Here is a 6,810-nt window from a genome sequence, read left to right on the forward strand (position 1 = left end):
AGTCAGTCCATGCGTACAGCGGTACGTACCCTGGTCACCCTGTGCGTGGTGGCCATTGCCGTGTTTGCCGGGTATCACCTCTGGCAGTACTACATGCTCACCCCCTGGACCCGCGATGCGCGGGTGCGGGCCGATGTGGTGGTGATCGCCCCGGACGTGTCCGGCTGGGTGCGCGAACTGCGGGTACACGACAACCAGCCGGTGAAGGCCGGCGATGTGTTGATGACCATCGACCACGAGCGCTTCCAGGCCGCTTTCGACCAGGCCAGTGCCGTGGCTGAAACCCGCACCCAGCAGTTGCGCCTGCGTGAGCGCGAAGCGGCCCGACGCACGGCCCTGGGTCCGGAGGCGATCAGCGCCGAGCTGCGCGAGAACGCCCAGATCAACGCCGCAATCGCCCGTGGTGAACTGCACGAGGCGCAAGCGCAACTGCAAGTGGCGAAGATCAACCTGGCCCGCAGTGAAGTGCGTGCGCCGCGCAGCGGCCACATCACCAACCTGCGGCTGGCCCAGGGCAACTATGTCAATACCGGGCAATCGGTAATGGCGCTGGTGGACGAGTCGACCTTCTATATCCAGGCCTATTTCGAGGAAACCAAGCTGCCGCGCATACGTGTCGGCGATCCGGTGAAGGTCTGGCTGATGGGCGCAGGGGAGGCCATGCATGGGCATGTGGAGAGCATCAGCCGGGGCATCACCGACCGCAACTCGACGCCGGATGGACAGTTGTTGCCGGAGGTGGAACCGACCTTCAACTGGGTGAGGCTGGCGCAACGGATCCCGGTGCGAATCAGGCTGGACGAGATTCCTGCAGGGGTGAACCTCAGTGCCGGGATGACGGCGAGTGTGCAGGTGCGGGAGGATGAGGTGCAGCGCTGAACAAGCCCCCACAGGCACCCGGGTACCTGTGGGAGTGTTTGCCGATCAGGGTTGCTGGGCAGTGGCCGCCAGGACGATCTCGCGGATGCACACATACTGCGGCTGTTGGTACGCCCAGGCGATAGCGCCGGCCACATCCTCGGCCTTGAGCACTACGCCGCCCATGTCATTGGCTTTCCACGACTCGTAGTCACGCTTGATGCCCTCGTCGGTGGTGTGGCCGAGCAGCTCGGTCTCGACCGCGCCCGGCGCGATGGTGACGACACGCACGTTGTGTGGCGCCAGCTCTTCGCGCAGGTTTTCCGACAGGCCATGCACGGCGAACTTGGTGCCGACGTAGGTGACATGGTTGGGGAAGGTCTTGCGCCCGGCGACGGAGCTGACGTTGATCAGGGTGCCGGCGCGACGCGCGACCATGCCGCTGGCCAGGGCATGCACGCCGTTTAGCAGGCCCTTGACGTTGATGTCGATCATCCGGTCCCACTGCTCGGGATCCTGCTCGTGCACCTGGCCCAGCAGCATCACGCCGGCATTGTTCACCAGCGCGTCGGCCGGGCCGTACAAGGCTTCGGCTTCGTTCACGGCCCCGACCAGCGCAGCACGGTCGCGAATGTCCACGGCGCGGCACAGGCAGTTGGGCAAGGCCAATGCTTCGAGACGTTCCAGGCGACGAGCGATCAGCAGCAGCGGGTGGCCTGCGGCCGAAAATTGCTGAGCCGTGGCGGCGCCGATACCGGAGCTGGCGCCGGTGATGATGATCAGAGGTTTGTTCATGAGCGCCTCCTAGGCATAATCGTTTTCGATGGCCAGGATTGTAGGCGTCGATCCAGGCCATGAAAAACGGCTTATTCCTCTGGCTGGTATCGGTTCTATCTATGGATATTCGTCATCTCAAGGCGTTCATCGCCGTGTTCGAAGAACGCAACATCACCTTGGCCGCCCAGCGCCTGTGCGTGGCCCAGCCGACATTGTCGGTGACCATACGGCAACTCGAAGACGACCTCGGCGTCAGTCTGTTCCTGCGCCAGGCCCGCGGGGTGGACGTCAGCGAGCAGGCGCGGGCGCTGTATCCCCAGGCGTGCCGCATGGTCGCGGAAGCCGAGGCGCTGCGCCTGCGCTTTCGCCAGGAGCAGGAGCGTGTCCCGCTCGCGCTGGGTATCGAGGCCGATATTGCTCCGGCCCAGGTCGAAGCATGCGTGCGTCTTGCGGCTCAGGCCGTGCCCGGGCTGCAATTGACGTTGCTGGACGGTTGCGAGGGCGATGCGCGGCTGGCCGATGAAGCCGAGCGCTGTGAGGATGAGCTCTTCCTGGCGCTGTGGGAAGAGTCGTTTGTCCTGGTCATGGCCACCGGCAGCCAGGCCGACGGTCGCTGGATCACCTGCCCGCAGCACCCTTCGCACCAGCGCCTGATGGGGCTGTATGGCGAGGGTGAGCAGGTGGCACAGGCCGGATCGTTGCAACTGGCGTTGGCGCTGGTCGCCGCCGGAATGGGCGCGGCCTGGTTGCCACAGTCGCTGGTCGAGCGCCACCCGGGGGTCTACTGGCAACCAGGGCCCGGCCCGGCGCTGCGGCGTCGGGTCGGGTTGTGCTACGCCGCCCAGGCTTTGGCCATTCCTGCCTTGGCCAGCTTGCAGCAGGTGCTGAGCGGCAGCAGCCTGGGTTAGAGGAGCATGCCGTCGGAGACTTCCAGGCGCTGCCCGGTTATCCAGCCATTACCGTCCTCAAGCAGCAGAGCGATGGCTGCGCCGATATCGTCGGGCAGGCCGGCGCCGCCCAGGGCAGTATTGCTGGCCACGAAGGCGTTGACCTGCGGATTGTCACGTATGGTGCCACCAAAATCGGTCTCGATGGCGCCCGGATGCCGCGCTAGACACCCAACTCCTTGGCCTGGTAGCGGGTGAGCACCTCCATGTCGGCGGGCCCGGGCCATGCCAGTGACGATGCTGTACCTGCGCCAGCGGCATGTTCCGCGCCGCGTACAGGCGTTCATGGGATGGATGGAGGCGCTGTTGACCGATCAGCTCGATCCGGCGGTATCCGGCGCTCGCTGAAAAACCTTGGCGAAGGCGGCGCAGGTTGCGTTAGTCTGCGCAACAAACGATCTGCGCGTTGCCCGACAGAGGCAACCGTTCCCGCCCGGCGTGCGTTCCTTCCGATTTCATTGCGAGGTAGCGTCATGGCCATTACATCCCAGGATATCTGCACAGCTGCCGAGCAGCTCAACGGCTTCGTCGGTTTTCATGGCAAGCGTGGCACGCATATCGTGCGCTTTTCCGAGGACGCATTCGGTATGGATGTCGCGGATGCGAGCATTACACCCTGCAGCGAGTTCGTCTGGCGTCCCGAGTCGGGGCAGCGCATGGCGCTCTGCCGTGAGCGCCTGGCACTGTTGGTGCAGCAGCATGTGGACGATCGTCTGAACATTGGCGAGCCGCTGCGGATCTATCTGCGCCGCATCGACCTGCCGGAGATTGTCGCCGAGCGTAGCCTGCGGTTCAGTCGGGGTAGGCCAGCTTGAGAGGGCCAGCCTCGCTGCGAGCGACGTTGACCTGGTTGCGACCTTGATGCTTGGCGGTATAGAGCGCCTTGTCGGCGTCTTCAAGCCACTGCTCGGGCGTCTTCAGCCCAGGATGATAGGCCGAGAGGCCTATGCTCAGGCTGATGCGCAATTCCGGCAGTTGTGGGTTGCGATAGGCGCCGACCTGTTCACGCAGGCGCTCCATCGCAACACCGGCCTGGATCTGGTCGGTGGCAGGCAGGATCAGGCAGAACTCGTCACCGCCGTAGCGCCCGGCCAGGTCATCTTCGCGCAGGATGCGCTTGAGCTCATGGCTCAGTTGGCGCAGCACGCAATCACCGACCACGTGGCCGAAGGTGTCGTTGATGGTCTTGAAATGGTCGATATCGATCAGGGCGATGACGGCCGGTGCTTGCTGTTGCTGGCAGATCTGGAACCTCAGCAGCAGCAAGTCTTTCCATGAGCCGTGGTTGAGCAGCCCGGTGAGGCTGTCGGTGCGGCTCAGGGCGCTCAGTCGACGCTTGTGGTCGGCCAGCTTGATCGCCAACTGGTAGCAGACCCATCCGAGCGCCAGCGGGTAGAGCGTCAGCATTGGCAGGCAGGCATAGACCTGCAATGTCGTGGCTTGCAGTTGCAGGCCGGGGCCGAACAGCGCCATGGCCAGCAGCATGCCTGCCAGTTGCGCCAGCAACCCGCGCAGCACCAGGCGCTTGCCGCCTGCGGCGACGTTGTTCATGGTCATCATCGACAGGATGGTCACGGTCGGCAACGGATTGAAATGAATGGCCGCGGCCCAGAAGCCGCCGCTCAACGAATCGAGCAACAGGTTGCGCTGTTCGGCGCGGTAGGGCGCAGGGGAGCGGATCGCCCATTGATAAGCCAGGTGGGGCCAGGCCAGACCGTTGAGCAGCATCAGCAGCCACGCCCAGGTGGGCGGGTGCAGCGGGGCAAGTGCCGCCATGACGCTGAACAGGCCGATGCCCATGCCGATGGTGCGCGGCAGGTAGATGCGTCTGACGAATGAGAGCCCCTTGCCGCTTCTGTTGTCGATCATGTCTATCGTTCTTTTTCTGCAGAAGCCGTTTATCGCATAAGTTGCATGAATATTGTTGAACAATGATTCATGGCGGAAAAATGACCTTACAAGCCAATTCACGGTTGATCCGATCATTGTGAGGTAGCATCAAGCCTATCTTCCTCCTCGGAGTGCTCCTGCTGATGGCCCCCATGGCTTCCCTCGCCGGCGAGCCGGCACCTTACAGAGATGGGCGTTTCCACAATCAGGCCGAGCTGCCCAAGGATGGCGTGCTCAAGAAGTTGCGCATCGGTCTCAAGTACCTGCTGCTGCGCAAGCCTCCCGAAACACGACCTGCCACTCCCCCGAGCCTGCAGCCGATGACCCGCCAGCAGGTACTCGATGCTCCCGACCACAGTCTCTGGCGTCTGGGGCACTCCACTGTACTGCTGAAACTGCGTGGACATTTCTTTATTACAGACCCGGTGTTTGCCGATCGCGCCTCGCCGGTGCAATGGGCCGGCCCGCTGCGCTTCCACGCTTCGCCGCTGGCGATCGACCAGTTGCCGCCGCTGGCTGCAGTCATTCTGTCCCACGATCACTTCGATCATCTCGATGAGTCGGCCATACGTCAGTTGGCGCCAAGCACCGGCCAGTTTCTTGCGCCGCTGGGCGTGGGCGACCGTTTGGTCGAGTGGGGCGTGCCGAGCGACAAGGTGCGTCAACTGGATTGGTGGCAGGAAACCGAAGTCGCAGGCGTGCGTTTCGTCGCCACACCGGCGCAGCACTTTTCTGGGCGCGGCCTGTTCGACAGCAACAGCACCTTGTGGGCGTCGTGGGTGGTGATCGATGAAGGGCTGCGACTGTTCTTCAGTGGAGATACTGGATATTTCGAGGGCTTTCGTGAAATCGGCGAGCGCTTCGGACCCTTCGATCTGACATTGATGGAGACCGGCGCCTACAACCTGGCCTGGCCCAATGTGCATATGCAGCCTGAGCAGAGTCTGCAGGCACACCTCGATCTGCGCGGGCGCTGGATGTTGCCGATCCACAATGGAACCTTCGATCTGTCCCTGCACAGCTGGCAGGAGCCATTCGAGCGCATCGTCGCGCTCGCCGCGCAGGCCCAGGTTCCGTTGAGCACGCCACAGATGGGCGAGCGCGTCAGTCTCGATTCGCCCCATGCCGGGCAGAACTGGTGGCAGCCCAGGCCTTTGCGTCAGCGAGGCGACAGCACTGAGCGTGCAGTGGCGGTGCGCTGAGTATCAGCTTTCACGGCCCTTCTTTATTGGCGACTCTTGTTCATCATCCAGCAGCTTCGACGGCGGCTTGCCGCTGTCGCTGCGTACCTGGGCGTGGCTGATGAGGGCGAAGATGAAGCTACCACCGATGATGTTGCCGGCCAGGGTCGGCAGGGCGAACTCCAGCCAGAAGCTGCGCCAGGTCTGCTCTCCGGCCCAGACCAGATAAGACACTTCTACCGAGCCGACGACGATATGGGTGAAGTCGCCCAGGGCCATCAAGTAGGTGATCATCAGGATGATCCAGATCTTGGCGTTCTCCATGGACGGGATCATCCAGACCATGGTCGCGATCATCCAGCCCGAGACGATGCCCTTGGCGAACATCTGGCTCGGATCGTTGTGCATCACCTTGCGCCCGATTTCGAGGAAGGCCACATCGGTCTTGCTGTCGAAGATCGGCAGCTCGAGCATCACCCAGGCCACCAGCAAGGTGCCGGCGAGATTGCCCACCAGCACCACGGTCCACAGGCGTAGCAGGCGACCGAGGTTGGCGAGCGTAGGGGAGGTCATTACCGGTAGCACGGCGGTCAGGGTGTTTTCGGTGAACAACTGCTGTCGAGCGAGAATCACGGCAAGAAAACCAGCGGCGTAGCCGAGGCTGGCGATCACCTGACTGCTGTCGTTGTCTGGCAGGCGTGCATAGAACAGCCCCATGGCCATCAGCGACAGGCCCATGGTCAGGCCGGCAGCCAGTGCCGACCACCACAGGGCCGCGAGGGTGCGCTCCAGTTCCTGATCGCCCTGGGCGCGGATGATCTCGTGCAGTACTGCCGCGCGGGGTGGCTGGTTATGGCTGACTTCCTGCTCTTCATCTGCCGACAGGCCTGGTGTTTTCTCGTTCTGCGCTTTGCTCATCGTGGTGCGCTCCAGGGGGTGTTTCTCTACAGATCGATTGCGCTCGGATTAGTTGCCAGTGAGCTCCTGGGGGCAGATAAAAGTTTTTTTGGATCAAAGTGTTGACTGTGATTTCAAACCACGTATTATTCGCCTCCTCGCAGCGATGAACGCAGCGGGGCAGTCGGTAAGTCGTTGACGTTGAAGGCTTTTGAAAGAAAGCGGTTTGAAAAAACTTCAAAATAAACGCTTGACAGGCA

General features: G+C 62.7%; 8 protein-coding genes and 1 pseudogene. 5 read left to right on the forward strand and 4 right to left on the reverse strand.

Translation table 11 applies throughout. The features are described 5' to 3' along the window. Positions 1-9 precede the first annotated feature (9 nt). Entirely contained in the window at positions 10-879 is an 870-nt protein-coding gene (locus tag HU729_RS15510) for an HlyD family secretion protein (protein ID WP_186668431.1), read from the forward strand. A 45-nt stretch (positions 880-924) separates the two neighbouring features. Here HU729_RS15510 and HU729_RS15515 read toward each other — a convergent pair whose 3' ends face one another. Next, a complete protein-coding gene (locus HU729_RS15515; protein WP_186710879.1) occupies positions 925-1,653 on the reverse strand; it encodes an SDR family oxidoreductase in 729 nt (242 codons plus the stop codon). Between the two features lie 101 nt (positions 1,654-1,754). On the opposite strand from HU729_RS15515, the gene HU729_RS15520 reads away from it, so the two are divergent. Continuing rightward, positions 1,755-2,543 (forward strand): LysR family transcriptional regulator, encoded by a 789-nt coding sequence (locus HU729_RS15520; protein ID WP_186710881.1) that lies wholly within the window; start codon positions 1,755-1,757, stop codon positions 2,541-2,543. On the opposite strand, the pseudogene HU729_RS15525 reads toward HU729_RS15520, so the two are convergent. After that, positions 2,540-2,790, reverse strand: a pseudogene (locus tag HU729_RS15525) (SDR family oxidoreductase); the annotation flags it as partial. The gene HU729_RS15520 and the pseudogene HU729_RS15525 overlap by 4 nt on opposite strands. A gap of 17 nt (positions 2,791-2,807) precedes the next feature. On the opposite strand from HU729_RS15525, the gene HU729_RS25870 reads away from it, so the two are divergent. Both HU729_RS25870 and HU729_RS15530 read left to right on the forward strand, forming a co-directional pair. Beyond that, positions 2,808-2,930, forward strand: a complete 123-nt coding sequence (locus tag HU729_RS25870; protein ID WP_346655303.1) for a hypothetical protein — start codon at positions 2,808-2,810, stop codon at positions 2,928-2,930. Between the two features lie 125 nt (positions 2,931-3,055). Next, the gene (locus HU729_RS15530; protein ID WP_186710888.1) at positions 3,056-3,397 is read left to right on the forward strand and encodes a DUF2025 family protein; all 342 of its coding nucleotides are present in this window, start codon (positions 3,056-3,058) and stop codon (positions 3,395-3,397) included. Here HU729_RS15530 and HU729_RS15535 read toward each other — a convergent pair. After that, the gene (locus HU729_RS15535; RefSeq protein ID WP_186668423.1) at positions 3,375-4,451 is read right to left on the reverse strand and encodes a diguanylate cyclase; all 1,077 of its coding nucleotides are present in this window, start codon (positions 4,449-4,451) and stop codon (positions 3,375-3,377) included. The genes HU729_RS15530 and HU729_RS15535 overlap by 23 nt on opposite strands. Before the next feature lie 128 nt (positions 4,452-4,579). Here HU729_RS15535 and HU729_RS15540 point away from each other — a divergent pair, with 128 nt between their 5' ends. Beyond that, complete coding sequence (locus HU729_RS15540; protein WP_186710892.1) at positions 4,580-5,674, forward strand: MBL fold metallo-hydrolase; 1,095 nt, start codon at positions 4,580-4,582, stop codon at positions 5,672-5,674. A 3-nt stretch (positions 5,675-5,677) separates the two neighbouring features. On the opposite strand, the gene HU729_RS15545 is transcribed toward HU729_RS15540, so the two are convergent. Next, a complete protein-coding gene (locus HU729_RS15545; protein WP_186710890.1) occupies positions 5,678-6,571 on the reverse strand; it encodes a formate/nitrite transporter family protein in 894 nt (297 codons plus the stop codon). Between the last annotated feature and the right edge of the window lie 239 nt (positions 6,572-6,810).

The organism is Pseudomonas sp. RW10S2 (genome assembly GCF_014268985.1).
In the GTDB taxonomy this organism is placed as follows: Bacteria; Pseudomonadota; Gammaproteobacteria; order Pseudomonadales; family Pseudomonadaceae; genus Aquipseudomonas; species Aquipseudomonas wayambapalatensis.

Excerpts from the sequence above, each read along its gene's own strand:
- HU729_RS15510 (WP_186668431.1), top strand. The coding sequence starts at position 10 with ATGCGTACAGCGGTACGTACCCTGGTCACCCTGTGCGTGGTGGCCATT.
- HU729_RS15515 (WP_186710879.1), bottom strand. The coding sequence starts at position 1,653 with ATGAACAAACCTCTGATCATCATCACCGGCGCCAGCTCCGGTATCGGC.
- HU729_RS15520 (WP_186710881.1), top strand. The coding sequence starts at position 1,755 with ATGGATATTCGTCATCTCAAGGCGTTCATCGCCGTGTTCGAAGAACGC.
- HU729_RS25870 (WP_346655303.1), top strand. The coding sequence starts at position 2,808 with ATGCCAGTGACGATGCTGTACCTGCGCCAGCGGCATGTTCCGCGCCGC.
- HU729_RS15530 (WP_186710888.1), top strand. The coding sequence starts at position 3,056 with ATGGCCATTACATCCCAGGATATCTGCACAGCTGCCGAGCAGCTCAAC.
- HU729_RS15535 (WP_186668423.1), bottom strand. The coding sequence starts at position 4,451 with ATGATCGACAACAGAAGCGGCAAGGGGCTCTCATTCGTCAGACGCATC.
- HU729_RS15545 (WP_186710890.1), bottom strand. The coding sequence starts at position 6,571 with ATGAGCAAAGCGCAGAACGAGAAAACACCAGGCCTGTCGGCAGATGAA.